Raw genomic sequence first — 18227 nt, 5'->3', positions numbered from 1 at the left:
CAACAGAGCGTGCCCTGCTTTGTCAAAGATGGAGAAAATAGTAGAGAAAGCAATTAAGCCGATCTATCGTATATATGAGAAGTACTTGTGGAGTCAAATAAAGAACAAGGACATGCCTCAACACATCGCAATAATACCAGATGGAAACAGGAGATGGGCAAGAAGGCAGGGACTTGAAGAGTTCATAGGTCATAGAGTAGGATATGAGAGGGCTCAGGATGTTCTGCAGTGGATATGGGATCTTGGAGTAAAAGTTGTCACGATCTATGTTCTTTCTACGGAAAATTGCATAAAAAGGAGCAAAGAAGAAAGAGAGCATATTTTTTTCCTCCTCACTGAAGCCTTGAAAAAGATAAAGGAGGAAAGAAGAATTTATGATTCCAAAGTTAAAGTCAGGGTAATAGGGAATGAATCTTTGATTCCGGATGATGTGAAGCGGCTCGCCAGGGAGGTGGAGATAGCTACGGCTAATCATGGAGAAAGGTTGCTCAACATAGCTGTTTGCTATGGAGGAAGATATGAAATTATTGAAGCAATCAAGTCAATTGCCAGAGACTTCAGCAGTGGAAAATTGCGAATTGATGAAATAGATGAGAAGCTGGTCAGCAGTTATCTTTTTACAAAAGATTCGCCTGATCCTGATCTTATTATAAGGACAAGCGGGGAGGAAAGGATAAGCAATTTTCTTCTTTGGCAGAGCGCTTACTCGGAACTCTATTTTACCGATGTTTATTGGCCTGAATTCAGAAAGATTGATCTTTGGAGAGCGATTAGGTCCTACCAAAAGAGGAGGAGAAATTTTGGTTCCTAGATTCTTACAACTCACAAATTTAATAGTCCTAACTTTTCTAATATTATATTGCTGCTGAGGAATTTCAGATTGATTCCTGTTTAGCAAAAAGGTGAAAGAAATTTGAAAAATATTTCAGAGGAGAAGACCTTCCAAAAGGAGCTATTGAAAATAGTTGAGGCATCTGGAACAAGTGGAATATCGTTGAAGAGCTTAGTCAAATATTTTAAAGTTGATAGCGATGAATTGAACGAGACTTTAACGATGCTGAGCAAGCGAAAGCTGGTTAAAGTTGTTAAGGTGAAGCAAGGAAGCAAGGAGGAATTCATTATTTATCCTGCTAGGATAAAAATACCTACAATTCCGATATCCTTGAACACTGTTTCTGAAGTCCCTTGCTTCATATGTAAATATCTAAAAGAATGTGAAGTTGATAAGAATCCTTCTCCACAAACTTGCGAGATACTCAAGATTTGGCTGGAAAGAAAGAGAGGCAGCGATCTGTCTTGAAAATTCTTCGCTGCTTTCATGCAGCATGAGCTTAAAATTACCGTGCGCGCGAACAATAATATCAGGCTGTAAATTCATGACATAGCATATATTCCAATGAAGAAAGGGGCTTCCTACTTGAAATTTTCCCATATTCATAAAATCAAGTAATTTGAGTTCCTAACATTCTCTATTCTTTTTTGCAGACGAAAAATCATTCTTCACTAAAGTAGAAAATTTAGACAACAAATTCTAAGTTCTTTGACTCAATATAGCAATAGATATCTTCCAGAAGTACTTCAAAGTATCTAAGTGAGTTGAGTATTGTTACTAATATTCCCATAATAGCGGGGTTCTTGATATTTTCATTTTTGAATATAGTCCTGTAATAAGAAGCTAGATTTGTCAGAATTTCCCTTGCATTGTCTATTCTTTTTAGGCTCTCATTTGTCAATGCTCCAATTGTCTCCCAGAGAGCATTCAAATACATCGAAATTATCTTTTTTATTAGCTCAGCATTTTCTCTGCTAACTATTCCCTCTGGTCCAATTTCCTTGACAATCTCAATTAGTGATCTGTGAAGACTGTTGAATCCCATGCACACGTTATAAGATGAGTAGACAAAGGAGCATACTCTTCTTTCTTCAATGAGGTCTCCCCTACTGCCCTCAATTATCCTTGCCACATGCTTTCTATTGAATCTCCTTTGCTCTAATAGCTTCTGCGTTCTCTCCAGATCTTCGAGAATTTTTGGAGAGAGAGATTCAACCGCCTCTGCTAGCTGCATAAGAGATTTTTCTAATAACGAGAGCGTTTCTCTAATCATAGCGCCAACTTCCTCGATACCTATCCTATTTACTAGGTTCACATCGTAGGTAAATGGATCTACAACTTTCCCTTCATAGTCTCTGTCGAGAGAAACAACTGAGCTGATGATATTTTCCTCATTTTTTGTTATGGGAGATTCAAACTTTATCCTTATCTTTGAGAAGCCCATCATCATAGCACATCTCAATATTTTTGTAACATCCTTTTCCTTTACTGCTTCATTTTTCAGTAAGACTGTAAATTCTCCTTCTCCTTGAAATGGAATTATTCTTAGCTCTCTTTCTTTTTCAACTAAGTAGACGGAATCTCCAGGTCTTATACCTAGTCTGTTAACCCAAGTTTTCGGCAAAGTTATTATAAGAGATGAAGTTCCTAATTTCTGTACTTTCCTTATCTCGACCATTTAACCTCACTTACTTTGTTCTTCCTTGGGATGGCAAAGGTATTATTCTTAGCTCACCATTTGAGTCGACTACATAAACAGTGTCTCCAGGCGATAGATTATTTCTCGAAGTCCATTCGATGGGGAGCTCCAAGTAAAGATGCTTTCCGATCATTGCAATTTTTTTAACTTTTAGCTTTTTCATTCCGAACACCGTAATTAGGTTTTTCTTTTGTTCTTATAAAACATTATGATAGTTATAGATAAAAACAAAAAATTTAAATATTAATTAAAACTGTCCTGAACAAATATTCTTTCTGCCTGTGATAAAGTAATAAAAAGGTATTAACAAGACTGCAAAGATATAGTTATTTATAGCAAATATTGAAAACTTCTAAAAATCATGAAACATCTTCTGCTGCTTCAGAATTCAACTCAAGATGGAATCCACAGTATGGACAGAATTTTGAACCAGGTATTATTCTGCTTCCACAATTTGGGCAATAGTTGATTTTCTTCTTTTCTGCTGGGTTGGAGTTAATTTTTTCTGAGATCATGGTTTCTTTAAAGAATTTTTCTCTGTATTCTCTCTTCAAATCATCCTTTACGAGGTGCATGTAGACTTGAGTGATCTTTATATCAGAATGACCAAGTATTCTCTGCAGAGCAGGAAGGCTCATACCTCTTCGTATAGCAACGGTAGCAAAAGTATGTCTGAGAATGTGTGGATGAACCTTCTCTTCGTCCAATCCAGATCTTCTTGCCAAGCTCTTCAATCTCTTGTATAGCCCATTATATGATAAGCTCACAATTCTTCCTCCGCCAATCTTTCTCAGTTCTTCAAGCCTCATCTCCACAGCTTTTTTGGATATCTCTCCCAAAAAAACAACCCTTTCTTTGCCATACTTAGCATTTCTAATTACAACCTCTCCCTTCTGGATATCTATATCATCATCTGTAATAGAAAGAAGCTCATTCGCTCTCATTCCTGTTTCAAAGAGGAGGGAAACAATAAGCAAATCCGTAAGATCTCTGCATGAGTTCATGAGTCTTTCTACTTCTTCCTCTGTAAGGGCTGTTACCTCTGATGAGCTGGGCTTCTTTACAACTGGAATAATATCCTTGGAGAAACCTAGCCAAACTAGCCATCTCCGAACAAACAATGTATAATAATGCATTGTAGCCTGAACTTTCTTTCTCTCTCTTCCTCCTTTTTTCAGCTTTGAATTTATCCATGAAACAATAATCTCCTGCTTTATGTCTTCAGCTTTCTGCAATCCTGTTGAATTTAGAAAGTCCTCTATTGCTGCGCGGTAGCTCAAGATAGTTTTTTCGCTGGAGCCTCCTGCCCTCAGTAAATTCAGAAAAAGTTCCATCGCCTCTCTCAAATTCCCTTTTTTTAAGCTTTCGGGCGGAGGAGATAACAATTTCTCCATCTCCAGAATACAATACAGATTTGATTGAGATTTTAAGGGAGATAACTTGGATCTTTTCATTAAAAATTTAAAAGGGGGATGATACAAAAACATCTAAGGGGGTTGAGGAGGCTGGGGAGATCCCCCGCGACCGGGGTTCGAATCCCCGCCCGGCTACCATTATCTTTCCTCTCCCCTGGCCTCCGCATTGTTTTTCTCTTCATAGGACAGATTGAAAAGTGTGAAAATCTTTCTGGCTCTCGTTTCTCCAATTCCCTCTATGCTCATTAGATCTTCTATGGTGCATGAATACACGTTCTTCAGTGTCCTATATTTTAATAGAAGTTTCCTAGCAGTTTCGTATCCTGTCAATATGGCTAAAGAATTCAAAATCCTTTCGCTATCGCTTCTCGCTTTTTTTCTGACATACGGCAGGAATTTTTCTTTTCCTCTTTTTCTATTGATCGATTTTATTTTCGCTGCAATCCACGAGGCAGTAGATTTCGGACCAGAAGTATAGATGATGGGAATTCTAAAATCAATTGCTATTTCATCTATAGATCTAATGACAGCAGTTTCCGAAATTCCCCTTTCCTTAATGGCTTTCCAAAGATCTCCTTCAATTAGCAAAACAGAAATTAAGCCTTTTTCTTTTGAAGCTTTAGAAAGGAGCTCAGCTTGGCTCCATAATCTAGAGTCAATTATGCTTGAAATGAAATCTTCGTCTCTTTTTCTCTCAATCAGAATCCCTGCTCCATTTTCTGCTGGAATCAGGTAGTCGCCCGCTTCCAACTTCAAAACAGCTATCTTTATTCCCAATCTTTTCAGCTCCTCAAATAGATTCTTGGAATGAATTTCTTCGTTTACATCGACAATTAGATCAACAGGAAAGAGAGTTGAAATTTTGAAAGACTTGCTCATAGTTCATTACCTCTCGAGAAAAATAATTCTATAAATCTTATTATATCAAAACATTACAATTATCGAATATAATTGCATCCGAAAAAAGGGAATGATAGAAAGTTAGAAAGAAAATATTGGAGGTTTAATAGATGATTGAAGCTGCTATATCTGTAGCAGACTTGGTTAAAACATTCGGAAAAAAAGAGGCTATCAAATCTATTTCATTTGAAGTGAAAGAGGGGGAAATATTTGGATTGGTCGGTCCAAATGGGGCAGGAAAGACAACAACGCTGAGGATAATCGCTACACTTTTAAAGCCAAGCGGAGGAAAAGTACAGGTTTATGGAAAAGATGTTGTTAGTCAAGCAGAGGAAGTGAGAAAAATAATTAGCTATCTTCCTGAAGATGCAGGTGCATATCCGTATATGACGGGAATAGAGTACCTTCGATTTGTCGCTTCGCTATATAATGTTGGAGAAGATGCAGTCAGTGAAGGCATTGAGATAACTGGCTTAGGAGAAGCCCTGAATGAAAGAATAAAGACTTACAGCAAAGGAATGAAAAGGAGACTTCAATTGGCTAGAGCTCTAATGATTAGACCAAAAGTTGCTATACTTGATGAGCCTACAAGCGGTATAGATGTATTGTACTCACTCCAGCTCAGAGACGAAATAAAGAAAAGGGCGAAGAAATTTCACATCACAGTTCTTCTCAGTAGCCACAATATGCTAGAAGTAGAGTTCCTCTGCGACAGAGTTGCGTTCATTCATAATGGAAATATAATCGATATGGGGAGCCCTAGAGAGCTCATTGAAAGATACAGATCCTCAAACCTAGAGGAGGCTTTCATGGAGGCGATAAGAGCTTGAGAAGCCCTCTTGTTACTCTGATTTCCAAGGAAACGAAGGAGTTGCTTAGGGATCCTAGGATATTTGTTTTGATGATCCTTGCTCCAATAGTAATTTTCATACTCCTTGGTCAGGTAATAGGATATGCGACATCTAATACGGCACGGGCAGCTACTTCAGGACTAAATTTAGCTGTAATAAATGAGGATGGTGGAGATCTCTCAAAACTTCTCGTAGAGTTTATAAAGACATCTACTAATTCGAAGATTGAGGTCTTTCCAGCAAATTCAGATCCTAAATCAATTCTTGCAAGCGGAAAATTTGATGCACTTTTACTGATTCCAGAAAACTTCACGAAGCTGATCAGCTCAGGCACCGGAACTACACTGCAATCTTATGAAGTCGTTAGAGACATAAGCATTTCATCCATTGCTAAATTCTCCGCAATTTCCTCATCCATCAATGCTTTCCAGCAGCAGATACTTTTAGGTCTAATATCCCAGGCATATCCGAATTTGAACGCCTCTTCTCTCCTTCATCTAATATCACTGAATGAAACAGCATTTATAGGAGGTAGGGAATTTAATGTCAAAACCATAAATTCTCTTCTCAGCGGAGCAATAATGCTGATCGTTGCCCCTCTGATGATCTTTTCAATAGCTACCAGCCTGGCAGCATCCAGCATGGGAATTGAGAAAGAGGAGAAAACCCTAGAGATCTTGCTTTCGTTTCCTGTGAAGAGATCTCAAATATTAATTAGCAAAATAGTTGGGGCGTTCTTGATATCCCTTGCCGGTATGGTAGGAATGGTTATTGGATTCTACTATTACATAAGTTCTATAACATCAAATATTCCCGGAGGAAGTGTTAGCATTGCTGAATCGGTGGAGCTCCTTTCTCCAGCATCTCTTGTTGAAGCAGCGCTAGGACTTCTTCTATCGCTTCTCTTCCTTCTAGCAGCTTCCATTCTCATAGCTTCCTTGGCTAATAATGTTAGGGAAGCACAAGCAATGGCTTCCTATGCATGGCTTCCTATGTTGATTCCATATATTCTGCTGATGTATATAGATCTCTCTCAGCTAAGCACTGCGCAAGTTCTAGCTATTTCTGCCATACCAGCATCAACACCGCTAATAGCAATAAAGGCCTCAATACAGGGATGGTCTGAGCCAGTGATTCTTAGCTTTTTGGCAAACATTCTCTACTTTGCTATAGTGCTATATTTAGGAGCTAGGTGGTTCCAAGGAGAGAGAATACTGTCAAGCAAAATTTCGGGAAAGAAGCTCTTTAGAAGGAAAACGTAGATAGTGCCATTTTATTTTTAAATGCCAGATAACAATATATGCATGTAGAGGCAATTGTATCTGTTTTTCCCTCTGGTGCTCAAAGTTGTTTGGTAAGAAAAAGATCGATAGAACGAAGCTTGCCAGGACAGTCTCTACTCTTAGAGTTATGGAGAACAAGCTAAGGTTCATTGAAGGAAAGCTAGAGAGAGGAATTGAAGAGAAAATGCAGGAAATATTGAAGGTCAATGATCTCTATGGAAAAGATATGGCTCTTCAAATAGCTTCTGAACTGGCAGAGAGAAAGAAGGTGCTGGGAAATATAAAGGCCATGAGATTTTCCGTGGAGAGGCTCAGAGTAAAATTTGAGACGATGCTTGATATGAATGCCACCATAGATATTGCAAAGGAAGTAATCCCTTTGGTAGCAGACCTGAAAAAGAGCTTTATTAAGGCTGCTCCAGAGCTCTCGCTTATGTTTTCAGACCTTGAGGAAAAGCTTAATGATATGGGAATAGAAATCAGCTCATTCGCTCAGATAGAGGGAAGCTTCACATACAATAATGAGGTAAGCAATGAGGTAGAGTCAATATTGAGAGAAGCTGCAGAAGTAGCTAAGAGCAGAGAGAGGGGAAAGCTTCCCTCACCTCCCTAGCGGTGAAGACTCTTGCCTATAGTAACAATAAAATTTACTGATGAAGAGTTCAACCAGCTTAGAACAAAGGCTGCCTCAAAAGGATTTGAGAGCATCTCAGATTATATAAAGAGCATCATCTTTGCTGAACAAAAATCTCTACAGCCTCTTCAACCACAAAAAGAGGCTATAAGTCAGGAGTCTGTTCAGAAGGAAAAAGAGATTGCTCAAAGTGTGGCTAGAGCAGTTCAGGACATTGTGAATCCATTTACAGGGAAGATTGACGAGCTAGCTCGCTCTATTGCTGAGCTGAGAGAAAGAATAGACAAGCTTGAGGAGACTATCCAGAAACAGTCTGAACACCCTTTGCCCGAAATTGAAGAGAGGCGAACGGCAAGAACAGCAAGGGGAGGGACAGCAATAGAGAGACTGAGCATTGAGGGGGTTGTGTTTCAAAGCGAGCTCACATGGTTGAAGAATCCAAGAGCATTCTTCGATAAGCTGAGGAGAGAAGGAGCAATAGTATTGGAATTAGAAAAGGAATATGTTGCTGTTGATCCGGAATTTTGGGATAAGTTCCAAGCGAAGATGGCATCGGTTAAAGAAAAAGATCCAGCCAAAGTAGTAAAACTTTTACCAGAAAAGATGGCCACTCTATATAAGAAGCTGCTTTCTGAGGGAAGAATATCATTCGACCCTAATGAAAATGCTTGGAGAGTTTCATTTTAATATATGGTTCTAGAAAAATGCTGGAAAAGACGCTTTCCATAATTTTCCTTTCTTGGTTTTCCGCACTCTATGAAGTGATTCTGAGTTTATTTGAAAGGAAATTTCGTTTATCTCTCTGCTCTCTGCGGAGTTTTTGGAATATATTCCACTCCGCTCCTCTGCATTAGAGGAGCTTTGTAGAGAGACATTAGATCGTAGATCTCTGAGGGCACAGTATCCTTGACGGGAAGCCCTAGCTTCAATGCCTCTTCAAAAGTTATCGGATAATCATGCGTCCATTGACCTCCGGTCAATTTCTCAGCCAGTTCCTTCGCCTTTTCTTCCCCTATCTTATCCTTGAGCAGTTCAACTACTATACCTTGTACTCCACTGATAGCTTTTTCTGCTACATCGGCCATTATTAGAGTTATGTCATCTGCCTTCTCTCCCTTCATCTTTGCAAGCTTTATTATGCTTGGAGCAGGAAGGGATCCGTATTGTTGGAAGGGAATTTGAGGATCAATTGGACCTAGAATAGCATTTCTGTCCATCCAAATTTCATCGGCAGCCAAGGAAATGAGAGTGCCTCCGCTCATAGCATAGTGAGGAACTATAACTACTTTCTTTCCTGGATGTCTCTTTAGGGCTAAAGCTATCTGAGAAGCAGCAACCACTAAGCCTCCTGGGGTATGCAGAACAATAGCAATACCTGTGTCTTCTGGAACTTCTCTTATAGCTCTCAGAACTTCCTCGCTATCCTCTATGTCTATGTATCTGTATACGGGGATTCCCAGTATTCCTACTCTCTCCTGCCTGTGTATGAGAGTTATGAATTTCATCCCAGTTTTTTCCTCAAGAGAGGACAGAATTTTAGCGCGAGCGGCCCTTATTCTCGCCTGAGAGGTAGTTGGAGATAATATGAGTATAAAGAGAATGAGCCAAAACAGGATGCTTGCCAGATCAGTTAGCGTCATGGAACCACGCTCAAAGTAAATAGTTTTCCATTGGATTTAAGTTTTATTTCCCAATGCATTTTAAGAAAAGAAGGAACGCAGAATCGAAAAGATGGCATCTTGTAAACTTCAAGTATTCAGATAGAAGTAAATTTCTGCAGGTGATATCAAGGAACTCAGCTTCCTAGCCTCCTCTCTCTTAACTTCTATGTATTTCTCTATTAGGCTCTTCGAAAATGCTGGGAGGAGAAATTCATGATCTGATTCAAGCTCGTCAAGAGCTTCATCCAATGATGATGGGAGCTTCAAGATACCTTTCTCTCTGATTTTATCAGGAGGCATATGATAGATGTTCTCATCAACAGGATCTCCTGGATCGATTTTCTTTTTAAGGCCATCAAGGCCTGCAAGAAGTACCGCCGAAACTGCTAAATATGGGTTGGAAGAGGGATCTGGAGGTCTGTATTCAATCCTCTTTGATGATTTTGTGTCTTTATGATAAGAAGGTATTCTAATTGCTGCACTTCTGTTCCCCTTGCTCCAAGCAAGAAATATTGGAGCCTCGTAGCCTGGAAGAAGCCTCTTATAGCTATTGACGGTTGGAGATACTATAGCTGAAATAGCTCTTCCGTGCTCAATCAGCCCTCCAATAAAATACCTAGCTATTTGGCTGAGGCTAGCATAGCTGTCTGACTCATCATAGAACAAGTTGCTGCTACCTTTCCACAAGCTTACATGCACATGCATTCCGCTTCCATTGTCTCCATAAATTGGTTTTGGCATAAATGTTATAATTTTACCGTATTTCCTTGCAACCAATCTGGACACATACTTCACTATCTGAACTGAGTCTCCTATTTTTGGAGGGGTCGATGATTGAAAATTTATCTCACCTTGTCCTGCTGCACCGACTTCATGGTGGTGAGCCTCAACGGATATTTTGAAGCTGTTCTCAAGTATTTCCCCTATTTCTTTCCTTATTTCCAGGGAGTCATCAAAAGGAGGAGGAACGTAATATCCTCCCTTTGGAGATAGAGAGTAGTTCCTTTTCTTCTCAAATCCAGCAACTGAGGAGCGTATTCTATATCCAGAGGATTTACTTGAAAGCCAGGCCTTAACATCATCAAATATGTGGAACTCCAGCTCTGTTCCAACTAGAGGAGAATATCCTTCAGAGTTCAAAGCTGACTCAGCTTTTTCTGCCACGAATCTCGGATCCTTTTCAAGTCTATTAGTGCCAAAACTATCAAAAACTGCAACGAAGGCATCCCCAGTCATTTGAAAGAAGGGATCGGTTCTAAATGTATCTGCTATGATTCGGAGAACCAGGTCGCTTTCAAATATTTCTTTGAAGCCAGCTATGCTGCTTCCATCCAGCTTCCCAAAACCGTCTTTAATTGTTTCCTCATTAACTAGCGTTGAAGATATTGTTACCTGGTGGAGCTGGCCAACAAGATCTGTGAGAAATAGGTTTATCCATCTTAGCTTGTTTTTTCTTATCTCTTCAAGCACGTTTTCGCTCATATCAATAACCTTTTTTTATGAAATAAGAGGTATGTCTTAATAAATAAAAGCTTTTTGTATTTTATTTTGAAAATTATTCCTGTAATTTGTCATTTATCAAAAAAAATTTCAATATAAATTGAATCAAGATGCCTTTAACAGAAATGTTTTTATGAGCACAGAGTGATAATTGCGAGTAATACTTTTAAGAGGATAGATGAGCCTTTTCCATTGGAAGGATGAGAAGGTGTGCCATCAGAGGATGTTGAAAAAGTAATGAGAGAATTGAAAAAAGAAATTGGAGAGGAGTTTCTGAATAGACATCTTGATATAGTTTTGAAAAGTAGAGAAATGAAAATACTCCTTGAAACCTTGTCTAGAGGAAAATCCTCCGAAGATTTAAGAAGACTTAAGGAATTCAAGGCTCTCGTGAAAAAGTGCAGAATGATAGGATATTATGAAGAAAGGAGATTTAGAGGTAGTAAAGGAGAGGAAATCAGCATAGAGGAAAGAGGAAGCGATCTGGAAAAAATAACCGACAGAATAGCATCGATATTCACACATATGAATGGAAGGACAATTCTTGATATTGGCAGTGGGACTTTTCCCATATATCTAGCAAAAAAGCTTCCGGCTGGTACTGTATATATAGCTATTGACTCAAGAAGAGAAGTCATTGATGATCTAAGAAGATTTACTTATCAAGGGATAAATTTGATTCCTGTTTTATGTGATGCCTCGAAGGCAGACTTCAGAAGCATCTTGAAAGATAATGGATTTTTAAGGGCCGATCTTGCTCTTCTTCTGAGAGTTCTCAGAGTGCTTATGAGAACTAGAAAAATAGATCCCTTAGAATTCATAGAATCAATTCCAGCCAGTTCGATACTTATAAGCGAACCAACAATAAGCTTAGTGAAAAAGAGAGAGATCAGAAGGAGGGAAAGGAATTTTCTCCTAACTTTAGCGAGGAAAATTGAAGAGAGGGGCATCTATGCCAATTATGAAATATGGAGCTTTGGAAATGAGATTTTTCTATTTCTAAAATAAAATTCCTAGGCTAAAATATCTGTTTTAGAAAATGAAGCTAATTGTTGGGCGAAATGGTATTGGTCTCCTTCTTCTTATCAATTCTTGAGCTTCGATTTCGGTCTCTCTTATTATTCTGACCTTCAATCCAAGCTCTTTCTCCAGTATATAGGAAGCAGATTTTAGAGTTTCTGCTTCGTCTATGTTAGAATGCATGAGGAATTTTCTCAGATCTTCTGGAAGGCTCTGGAAGAGCTCATATATATATTCTGAAGTTTCCTGAGGCCTTGCTCCGAGATTAAGCCTTGCAATTTCTTTCATGAGATCTCTCATCTGAGCTCCTGAATGAAGCATTGCGAACAGCTTCTGAATCACTGCCCATTTATCTGAAGAAGACACTACTACCACAACTTCACTCGGCTCCTTCTTGAGGGCTTTTCTAATGTTCTCAACATCATTTTCTATTCTGTTTATCATGGTGAAGAGTACCTCTTCTTGTGGATGGTAATCCATTTTCTCTGGAGAGGGCCATTCTTCAACAGTTACGGAACTATTCTTTCCAAGGAGATGCCACATCTCTTCAGCAAATGCTGGTGTAATGGGAGACATCATTTTTACCCATTCCTCAGCAATGCTCTTGAGAACTCTCCAATTGGGGGAGCTTTTTATTGAGATGTATCGGCGTATATCCTGTTCCAGCTTGAAATATATTTCTATGGAAGCGTCTCTGAACGCATATTTTTCCATACTTTCTGTGGCATTAATGATTCTCCTTCTCATCATACTCTTTAGCCATTTATCTGCGATGTCCTCTTCCTCTTCCTCAGCATTGTTTGAACTGATTACTTCTATTAGCTCAGATATCCTTCTGAGCCTATCTTGAACTATGGGAATAAGCTCTCTGCTGTAATTCGCATCATTACCAATTTCAGCAGAATATGTTAATATGAGGCGCAGCGAGTTTGGCCCGACTTCTCTAATTGCCCTAAAAAGGGGTATGAAGTTCCCCAAGCTCTTGCTCATTTTTTCTCCTTCGACCATTATATGGCCATTCACTATAATTCTCTTTGGCCATAGTTTTTCTGGAAATATGGCTGCGTGGTTGAATATCATGAAAGTTAAATGGTTCGGAACAAGATCCTTTCCACTGTGTCTATTGTCAAGGGGATACCAGTAAAGAAACTCATTCCTAATACTCTGCAGAGCATTTAAGCTGATTCCCAGTTTCTCAGAGAGCTTCTCTGAATTTCCCTTTCCAAGAAAGACATAGTCCCAGAACTCTCCATCCAGCAATTCTGGGCGAATCCCCAAGCCCCTTATTTTTGAAATAACTGTATAGAAAGCCATATAAATTGTAGAATCGCTCAAACTCTCAATTATCCATTTATCATCCCAAGGCAAAGGGGTTCCCATTCCTCTGCTCCTAGCACAGGCCCTCTTTTTCAGCCAATCGACTACATTTAGGAACCAGCTCTTGTATTCAGGAGGAATTATTTCGACCATTTCATTCAAGGCCCTTCTCACGATGCTTTTCCATTCCTCGTTCTCATAGTCTATGAACCATTGGTTCTCGAGAATCTTTACGACAATTTCTGTACCGCACCTGCAATAGACTGGTCTATTAGCAATCTCATAAAAAGTGTCAGCGCTGCCTCTCTTTTTTAGGAATTCCACAACGATCCTTCTCGCTTCCTTTACAGGCATTCCAGCAATGCTTGAGGCAAACCTTTTTGATTCTTCGTCCTCTGGAATTTTGCCTATTGATGGATCCATTATCCCTTCATTGAATTCTTTCAAATATAATTCCTTAGTTGCTTTGTCAAGAAGTTCTTTCTGATTTGTGCTCTCAATATTCATTGATACCACTATATCCCTGGCAGGAATATCAGAATATCCTCTCAGATGGATTACCTTTATTGGCTCTATATTTGAGAAATCACTATTTGCTTCGCTTCTAACTGCTTCCTTTTTCAATTCAAGGAGTGAGACAAAGTCGTATGGCGCATGAGCAGGAACGCTCATAACAACTCCAGTGCCGAAGCCCTCATCTACAAATGATGCTGGAATAACTGGTATTCTCTTCCCTGTCATTGGATTCTTTACATAAGTACCGGCAAGCTCTTTTCCCTTCAATTCTCTTTCAGGAGGATTAACATTTTTCTTCTGGAATGATATCTTTCTATAAGCTTCCTTGGAAAGAAGCATTTTCCTCTCATCAATAGCTGCGATTACGTACGTCGAATTTGGGTTTACCCAAATGTTAACGGCACCAAAAACTGTTTCAGGTCTAAGCGTTGCAGCTGGAAAAATCGTTCCGTCAACTGCTTGAAAGTGTATAAGAAAGAGCTCCTCAATTTCTGGCTCAACATCGCCCTTGGTGTCATGCATCCCCACAGGCATCTGATGAAGGGGACACCATCCTACGGGATGCGTTCCCCTGACTATGTAGTTCTTTTCTCTGAGCTTGGAGAACTGCCATCTAATGAATGATTTGTACTCCTCATCTACTGTAGTGAACTCTCTTCTCCAATCAATGGAGAGAAGATAATCTTTCATATCGTTTTCTGCTCTTCTTTTGAAGTAGGTAGCTAGGTCAAGTGGAGTCTTAATCTTCTCAATTTCCTCATCGCTAACTTCATATAGCTCTCTGTACTCCCTGAGCAATCCCTCATCACGCTTGAGAAGGGACTCTGTCGCGGTAAGTATTGGAGTTCCAGTAAAGTGAAATCCCATGGGAAAGAGTACGTTATATCCCCTCATTCTCTTGTACCTTGCTACTATGTCCGGAATAAGGTATGTTCTGGCATGTCCAAGATGTAGAGGAGCATTGGGATAAGGATATGCTGCTGTAAGAAAGAATTTTTTCTTGCTAGAATCTGGTTCAGGTTCATATAGCCTTTCATCTTCCCAAAGTTTTCTCCACTTTCTTGAGATTTCCAGATCATAGTCGCTGAAGCTCTTCTGTTCCTTCAGATCGAATCACCATCTTTTATGAAATAGGAAAGGTAACGAATTAATAAACTATTTGAGCTAGGCCTGAATTTTCAATTCTGTAGATCTCTACAATAAATAAGTTCCTCTTTGCCTTACTAATAGATTATAAGTTAAAACAGAACAAAGAATTATTTTTGATGGCGCGCGAAAGTTGCGATAAGGTTACAAGAGGTAGATCCCAATAGTAACTCAACAGGAGTCAAAAAATCGTCGCTCGAGGAAAGGACCTCTCTCCATTCATGTAATAGACACTAGTGCATTCAGCGATCCTAGGCTAAAGAATTTGCTTGAATCCAGCGATCTTGACTCGACAATGAAGGCCATTTCTGCTCTTATAGCTGAGCTCAGGTTCAAGCTTGACTTGCTTTTCTATACAACCCCTTCAATGGCAAACGAGATGAGAAAGTATTTGCTATCAAATGGAGTGAGCATCAACACTGTTAATGATCTTTTTGCCTGGATAATAGTAAAGGCTCCAGATATGCTTACTACAAAGATTCCTGCAGTAATTATGAATGAATACATTTCATCTATTAGACTCAGAACGTTTAGAGGACTCAGGCTCCTGGAAGATTTGATAAAGAGAGCAATAGCAAGTAATCTAGATAAATTAGATAAAAATAAAGTGTATGCTGAGCTCATACATGAAGCAAGAGAAAAGTATCGTGAAATCATGAGGAAGGGAATTGTCGATAGTCCTGAGGACTTCGATGTTATAATATTAGCATACGAGCTCAAAGGAACTCTCGTCACCAACGATGAAGGAATCAAGAGGTTGGCAGAGAAGATGGGAATTATTGTAATTGATCCAATAACATTTATAGAAGGATTAAAGAAGCTAAAAATAATGCTATCAGGATAATAGCTCTTCTTTTAAAAAACGTAATTGATTTATTTGAGTATTTTACCTTTTTTAATTAGAATGAAATCATGTTAAGAAATGATGATACGATGGTAAACTGAGCTCACCTGGTAATGAAGAAAAATCCCCTGACTGATCGGAAAGTGAGAAAAAATGATAACCTATAAATCGCTTGCAAAGGCTTTAAACATAACTGAGATAAGGGCAAGAAGACTCCTGAAATCTAAAAGCTTGAGAAGAGCATCCTACAACGATTTTGAATATTTAGTTTTTAGGAGGGATCTTGGTCCATATCCTGAGGGGACAACAGTTATATTTCACAACGATTACGAACCTGCTGTTATTCCAGGCTATCCGCAAATAGCTCGAATACTTATCCTAAATAAGGCAGTACCTCAGCACTTTAAGGACTTGGTAGTTGTTGAAGAAAAAATGAATGGATACAATGTGAGAGTAGTGGAGTATGCCGGTAAGCTATTGGCTCTTACGAGGGGGGGATTCATTTGCCCATATACAACTCATAGGCTCGAGAGGATTTTTAGGGAAAGAGAGGTGGATGAGCTGGATGGGCACATTGTCTTCGGAGAGGTTGTTGGCGAGGAAAATCCATATACGAGATACAGCTATCCAGAGTGCAGAGATTTCTGCTTCTATGTTATCGATATTATGAAAAATAGGTCTTTTCTCCCGGTAGATTCGAAAAAGGAGTTCTGTGAATCCAAAGGCCTAGACTGTGTTAGAGAATTAGCAAGGGTAAAAAAAGATGAAGTTGAGAAGATATGGGAAATAATCAAAAAGATGGAAGTTGAGCGGAGAGAGGGGGTTGTTCTCAAAGATCCCTTCAACAGAGTTCCACCTCTCAAATATACTACGTCTACAACAAACATTGGAGATATTGCTGAGGGAATGAAGTTCCTCTTTGATGAGGGAAAAACCTACATTTTTCCGAGGGTGCTCAGAGAAATTTTTAAGAACTTCGAGGAAAGCTCTCCTAAGGAAGTTCTAAGTGAAAGAGCGAGGATGTTGGGCGAGGCTCTCTTGCTGGAACCTATTGAGGCTATAAGAAAGGTTAATTTAGGAGAAGCAGTAGCTGAGGAATTTGTGCTGAAGTTCTATTCAGAGAATGTTATAGATGAATTCTTGAGCTTCATGCAGAAACAGGGAATTCTTCTAAACATAAAAAACATGGAAAGGGAAAACGATGAAATATTGATATGGTTCATGAAGCCAAAGAGGACAAATTTAGAGCTGAGGAACATAATGAGCACGGGCATCTCCCCAATTGATTGAGGGTGAAGGTTCTTGGAAAGCTTATAAGCTCTATATTTCAATGATCAGCCTGTCAGAGGCGCTCTGATAATGAAGCTTTCGCCCATAAACTTGTCTTCTTTACTTCTTATTATGCATAAAACTTACTTTTGCATGAGCTCTTATTCTCTGCCTTTCATGTTTTTTCATTCCTCCTTGAAAATATCATTCCGCTTCAAGTGATGAAAAATGAGCATAAAAATTCCAATTTCAAAACCCATAATAGAAAATGAAGAGATAGAGGCAGTTGTTAATGTCTTGAAATCGGGAATGCTGACAAGAGGGAAAGAGACCGAGAACTTCGAGAAGGAGTTTGCCTCATATGTTGGAGCAAAATATGCAGTCAGCGTAATGAATGGGACAATAGCCCTAGAAACAGCGCTTAGAGCTCTTGGGATTAGAAGTGGAGATGAAGTAATAGTACCTGATTTCACTTTTATAGCAACGGCAAACGCAGTTATCAATGTAGGAGCGAGACCTGTATTTGCTGATATAGATGAGAGAACCTACTGCATCGATCCAGACTCGATCAATGAGCTAATAACAAACAGAACAAAGGCGATAATACCTGTGCATTTGTTCGGCCATCCAGCTGATATGGATGCTATTAATGAAATAGCAGAAGACAATAGGCTGCTTGTTCTTGAGGACTCTGCTCAAGCACATGGAGCTGAAATAAAAGGAGAGAAAGTTGGATCCCTTGGCCATGCATCAGCATTCAGTTTCTATGCTACGAAGAACATGATGACAGGAGAAGGAGGAATGGTAACAACTAGCATAGATAGTGTTCACGAGCTTCTCTTGAAGTTGAGAAAGCATGGAGAGGCTAAGCGATATCTGAGCGATATGATTGGAAGCAATTTGTTCATGACTGAGATGCAGGCTGCATTGGGAAGGGTTCAGCTTAGAAAGCTGGACAAGTGGAACGATATCAGGAGGAATAATGCGAAATTCTACATAGAAAAGCTCTCCTCTGTCAAGGATATAGTTCTTCCAAGTGAGCTTCCTGGATACAAACATGTCTATCACCAATTTGTCATAAGGGTTCCAGCGGAGATTAGAGACAAGCTAATTGATTATCTAACTAAGAAGGGAATTGGGACAGCAATACATTACCCATATCCGCTCCACGACCATCCTGTATATAGAGCTCTTGGATACCCTGAAAGCCTCAATCCTGTTTCGAAGAAAGTAGCTAAGGAGGTTCTCAGCATTCCTGTTCATCCTCTCTTGAGCAAAGACGATCTCGAATATATTGCAATTTCTATATTGGAATTCTTCAACCAGGGGAAGTGAGGGTT

17 protein-coding genes are annotated in these 18227 nt (G+C 39.3%); 10 read left to right on the top strand and 7 right to left on the bottom strand.

Going from position 1 to position 18227, the window contains the following annotated elements:
- Positions 1-28: 28 nt before the first annotated feature.
- Together uppS and QXR92_05820 are read left to right on the top strand one after the other, a co-directional pair.
- On the top strand, positions 29-811 hold the full coding sequence (uppS, locus tag QXR92_05825; GenBank protein MEM0319518.1) for a polyprenyl diphosphate synthase: 783 nt from the start codon (positions 29-31) through the stop codon (positions 809-811).
- A 102-nt stretch (positions 812-913) separates the two neighbouring features.
- Positions 914-1300, top strand: coding sequence for a hypothetical protein (locus tag QXR92_05820; GenBank protein ID MEM0319517.1), 387 nt, complete (start codon positions 914-916; stop codon positions 1298-1300).
- Between the two features lie 217 nt (positions 1301-1517).
- On the opposite strand, the gene QXR92_05815 is transcribed toward QXR92_05820, so the two are convergent.
- From QXR92_05815 to QXR92_05800, 4 genes are all read right to left on the bottom strand, one after another.
- Positions 1518-2510, bottom strand: coding sequence for an AbrB/MazE/SpoVT family DNA-binding domain-containing protein (locus QXR92_05815; GenBank protein ID MEM0319516.1), 993 nt, complete (start codon positions 2508-2510; stop codon positions 1518-1520).
- Between the two features lie 10 nt (positions 2511-2520).
- Positions 2521-2694, bottom strand: coding sequence for an AbrB/MazE/SpoVT family DNA-binding domain-containing protein (locus QXR92_05810; protein MEM0319515.1), 174 nt, complete (start codon positions 2692-2694; stop codon positions 2521-2523).
- 196 nt (positions 2695-2890) lie between these two features.
- Positions 2891-3865 (bottom strand): tyrosine-type recombinase/integrase, encoded by a 975-nt coding sequence (locus QXR92_05805; protein MEM0319514.1) that lies wholly within the window; start codon positions 3863-3865, stop codon positions 2891-2893.
- A gap of 219 nt (positions 3866-4084) precedes the next feature.
- Positions 4085-4825 (bottom strand): ERCC4 domain-containing protein, encoded by a 741-nt coding sequence (locus QXR92_05800; GenBank protein MEM0319513.1) that lies wholly within the window; start codon positions 4823-4825, stop codon positions 4085-4087.
- Positions 4826-4956: 131 nt separating this feature from the next.
- On the opposite strand from QXR92_05800, the gene QXR92_05795 reads away from it, so the two are divergent.
- From QXR92_05795 to QXR92_05780, 4 genes are all read left to right on the top strand, one after another.
- A complete protein-coding gene (locus QXR92_05795; GenBank protein ID MEM0319512.1) occupies positions 4957-5676 on the top strand; it encodes an ABC transporter ATP-binding protein in 720 nt (239 codons plus the stop codon).
- Positions 5673-6959: an ABC transporter permease gene (locus QXR92_05790; protein ID MEM0319511.1), complete on the top strand. Its 1287-nt coding sequence runs from the start codon at positions 5673-5675 to the stop codon at positions 6957-6959. The genes QXR92_05795 and QXR92_05790 overlap by 4 nt, the downstream gene beginning before the upstream one ends.
- An 85-nt stretch (positions 6960-7044) precedes the next feature.
- Positions 7045-7593, top strand: coding sequence for a hypothetical protein (locus QXR92_05785; GenBank protein MEM0319510.1), 549 nt, complete (start codon positions 7045-7047; stop codon positions 7591-7593).
- Between the two features lie 12 nt (positions 7594-7605).
- Positions 7606-8301, top strand: a complete 696-nt coding sequence (locus QXR92_05780) for a hypothetical protein (GenBank protein ID MEM0319509.1) — start codon at positions 7606-7608, stop codon at positions 8299-8301.
- 107 nt (positions 8302-8408) lie between these two features.
- Here QXR92_05780 and QXR92_05775 read toward each other — a convergent pair whose 3' ends face one another.
- Both QXR92_05775 and glnA read right to left on the bottom strand, forming a co-directional pair.
- Complete coding sequence (locus QXR92_05775; protein ID MEM0319508.1) at positions 8409-9254, bottom strand: hypothetical protein; 846 nt, start codon at positions 9252-9254, stop codon at positions 8409-8411.
- Between the two features lie 108 nt (positions 9255-9362).
- A complete protein-coding gene (glnA, locus tag QXR92_05770) occupies positions 9363-10757 on the bottom strand; it encodes a type I glutamate--ammonia ligase (protein ID MEM0319507.1) in 1395 nt (464 codons plus the stop codon).
- Positions 10758-10985: 228 nt separating this feature from the next.
- On the opposite strand from glnA, the gene QXR92_05765 reads away from it, so the two are divergent.
- Positions 10986-11783: a class I SAM-dependent methyltransferase gene (locus QXR92_05765; GenBank protein ID MEM0319506.1), complete on the top strand. Its 798-nt coding sequence runs from the start codon at positions 10986-10988 to the stop codon at positions 11781-11783.
- Positions 11784-11807: 24 nt separating this feature from the next.
- Here QXR92_05765 and leuS read toward each other — a convergent pair whose 3' ends face one another.
- Positions 11808-14696: a leucine--tRNA ligase gene (gene leuS, locus QXR92_05760; GenBank protein MEM0319505.1), complete on the bottom strand. Its 2889-nt coding sequence runs from the start codon at positions 14694-14696 to the stop codon at positions 11808-11810.
- A 235-nt stretch (positions 14697-14931) separates the two neighbouring features.
- On the opposite strand from leuS, the gene QXR92_05755 reads away from it, so the two are divergent.
- From QXR92_05755 to QXR92_05745, 3 genes are all read left to right on the top strand, one after another.
- Complete coding sequence (locus tag QXR92_05755) at positions 14932-15618, top strand: RNA ligase partner protein (protein ID MEM0319504.1); 687 nt, start codon at positions 14932-14934, stop codon at positions 15616-15618.
- Positions 15619-15771: 153 nt separating this feature from the next.
- On the top strand, positions 15772-16908 hold the full coding sequence (locus tag QXR92_05750) for an RNA ligase (protein ID MEM0319503.1): 1137 nt from the start codon (positions 15772-15774) through the stop codon (positions 16906-16908).
- A 207-nt stretch (positions 16909-17115) separates the two neighbouring features.
- The gene (locus QXR92_05745; protein MEM0319502.1) at positions 17116-18222 is read left to right on the top strand and encodes a DegT/DnrJ/EryC1/StrS family aminotransferase; all 1107 of its coding nucleotides are present in this window, start codon (positions 17116-17118) and stop codon (positions 18220-18222) included.
- Positions 18223-18227: the final 5 nt, after the last annotated feature.

Source organism: Fervidicoccaceae archaeon (assembly GCA_038734945.1).
Lineage (GTDB): Archaea > Thermoproteota > Thermoprotei_A > Sulfolobales > Fervidicoccaceae > ARK-14.
The sequence above is the reverse complement of the archived record's forward strand: the minus strand, read 5'-3'. Positions and strand labels throughout refer to the sequence as shown.

Excerpts from the sequence above, each read along its gene's own strand:
- uppS (MEM0319518.1), top strand. The coding sequence starts at position 29 with ATGGAGAAAATAGTAGAGAAAGCAATTAAGCCGATCTATCGTATATAT.
- QXR92_05815 (MEM0319516.1), bottom strand. The coding sequence starts at position 2,510 with ATGGTCGAGATAAGGAAAGTACAGAAATTAGGAACTTCATCTCTTATA.
- QXR92_05810 (MEM0319515.1), bottom strand. The coding sequence starts at position 2,694 with ATGAAAAAGCTAAAAGTTAAAAAAATTGCAATGATCGGAAAGCATCTT.
- QXR92_05805 (MEM0319514.1), bottom strand. The coding sequence starts at position 3,865 with ATGGAACTTTTTCTGAATTTACTGAGGGCAGGAGGCTCCAGCGAAAAA.
- QXR92_05800 (MEM0319513.1), bottom strand. The coding sequence starts at position 4,825 with ATGAGCAAGTCTTTCAAAATTTCAACTCTCTTTCCTGTTGATCTAATT.
- QXR92_05795 (MEM0319512.1), top strand. The coding sequence starts at position 4,957 with ATGATTGAAGCTGCTATATCTGTAGCAGACTTGGTTAAAACATTCGGA.
- QXR92_05775 (MEM0319508.1), bottom strand. The coding sequence starts at position 9,254 with ATGACGCTAACTGATCTGGCAAGCATCCTGTTTTGGCTCATTCTCTTT.
- glnA (MEM0319507.1), bottom strand. The coding sequence starts at position 10,757 with ATGAGCGAAAACGTGCTTGAAGAGATAAGAAAAAACAAGCTAAGATGG.
- QXR92_05750 (MEM0319503.1), top strand. The coding sequence starts at position 15,772 with ATGATAACCTATAAATCGCTTGCAAAGGCTTTAAACATAACTGAGATA.
- QXR92_05745 (MEM0319502.1), top strand. The coding sequence starts at position 17,116 with ATGAGCATAAAAATTCCAATTTCAAAACCCATAATAGAAAATGAAGAG.